The sequence below is a fragment of the Ferruginibacter sp. genome, from assembly GCF_014377975.1.
GTDB lineage: Bacteria > Bacteroidota > Bacteroidia > Chitinophagales > Chitinophagaceae > Ferruginibacter.
Genome location: NZ_JACMOO010000240.1, coordinates 1 through 1,998, shown reverse-complemented (window position 1 = coordinate 1,998; position 1,998 = coordinate 1). Strand labels below are relative to the sequence as shown.

The window sequence follows — 1,998 nt, the reverse complement described above, 5'->3', positions numbered from 1 at the left end:
GTGGGTTTTCACCATAGCGAAGCACTTGTTTAACCGAAGTTTTGATTGAGATAAATGTGTCTTCTGAATTAAAATAATTGCTAATAGCAATGTCATAAATCATTACAATTTCAAAAGCTTTTGCCGCAAATTTCTTACGTTGATCTATGGTAGTATTACCACCCTGATCCGTTAATAATTTTATCAAGTCTTCATAATCATCCTTAGCAGCCACCACCAAAAGATCCCTAAAATTTTTTGCTGCTGCACGTATCATCGAGGGACCACCTATATCAATCTTTTCAATAATCGATTTTTCATCCGAAGTATTGGCCAGGGTTTCTTCAAAAGGGTACAGGTCAACAATTACAAGGTCAATTTCAGGAATGTTGTATTGTTTCATTTCGTCAACATCCTGCGGTACATCCCGCCTGCCCAAAATGCCACCAAAAACAACCGGGTGCAAGGTCTTTACCCGGCCGCCTAAAATGCTGGGGTACCCGGTTAAGCTTTCCACAGCCACGCAAGGTATTCCCAGGTCTTTTATAAACTTTTCAGTACCGCCGGTACTGTAAATGGTAATGCCCAACTCATGCAGTTTTTTAGTAATTACATCCATGCCATCCTTATAAAAAACCGAGATTAATGCTGACTTTATTTGCTTTTGCATGGTTCTTTTTTATACAGGGCAGATAACTTCGGTTGGGCATCATTGCTGCCTGCCCCGTCATAATTTGCGGGGTCGCATTTGATCTCCTGCAACACTTTAATTAACCTTTGTTTACCTGCTATAGGTTCATTATAAATGCACCGTTCTCCTGTGTTGAATAATGGCGCAAATGTAGGCTGTCACAAACTTTTTTCCATTGCCTGATTTTCCACAAACTATTCGACCCATCAAACACATACAATGGGCAATCAAATACACCTGCAAGCTGCGCAAATTTTACATTGGGGCTCTTGCTTAACACAATACAATCCACTTTAACTTTTTCTTTCCCTGCAAATTTTAACGGTCGGTCCAGCAGCAGTATCGTTTTATTCTTATAAAAATAAAAGGGACCTGCAGCGGCAAGTTCCTCAATATGGGCAGGTTGCATGCGGTGTAATACCCTTGATGGTTTTAGATGAAAGTTTTGAAGAAACCCATCCTGCAGTAAAACAGTATCTCCGGCAAAAATGTAATGCGAGCCCTCTACAAAATCTATAGCGGTATGCTGTGGAATGTTATAAACAATCAATTTACTTTTTATAGCATTTTTATACAAGTCTGCCGAAAGTGCTACAAAGAAAAAAAATCCAAAACCCATAGCAATTGTACGAGCCCTGGTGCTTTTACGCATTAGCCAATAACTGCCTGCTATTATGCTTCCATACAATAAAAGTGTTTGCACAATGCTAACCTGAATGTTATCAGTTACCGCAAACGACAAGTCATTCATCTTTATAATAAAGGTGTTCATCAACCACAGCAACTTCTCAGTAATAACCCCAAAAAAAGTTGCAAGTGGCGTAAAGATTGTATTAAACGTAAGTAGAAATAACTCGGTATATAAAATAATACTGGAGAGCGGCACCACAATAAAATTGGTAAGCAAAAACAGGTTAGGAAACTGGTGAAAATGATAACAGACAATCGGCACCGTTAATACCTGTGCGGACAGCGTTACGGCGTTTAGTTTCCACACTCCCCTTAAAAATTTGTTTCTAAAATATATCCAGTTATAAACCGGCTGCATAAATAAAACAATACTTAAGACTGCCGCGTATGATAGCTGAAAACCAACATCCCATAAAGCGAAGGGGTTAAAGCAAAGCAAAGTAAAAGCTGATGCTGCAAGTGTGTTATAAATAGTAAGTTTTTTGCCCAGGCTTTCACCTGCAAGAATAAAAGTAAACATGACAGCCGACCTGAGTATAGATGGGGCAGCTCCTGCAACAAGACTAAATATCCATATCACCAATAATATAACAACAGGCTTTACCCACCACGTCCATCTTCTCTTTTTAAAAAGCTTG

1 protein-coding gene and 1 pseudogene are annotated in these 1,998 nt (G+C 39.1%); both read right to left on the bottom strand.

Going from position 1 to position 1,998, the window contains the following annotated elements:
• Positions 1–649: pseudogene (locus tag H7254_RS12700) on the bottom strand (bifunctional phosphoribosylaminoimidazolecarboxamide formyltransferase/IMP cyclohydrolase PurH); the annotation flags it as partial.
• A gap of 118 nt (positions 650–767) precedes the next feature.
• Positions 768–1,998 (bottom strand): ComEC/Rec2 family competence protein (locus H7254_RS12695; RefSeq protein ID WP_301933320.1); only part of this gene is annotated, 1,231 nt, incomplete at its 5' end.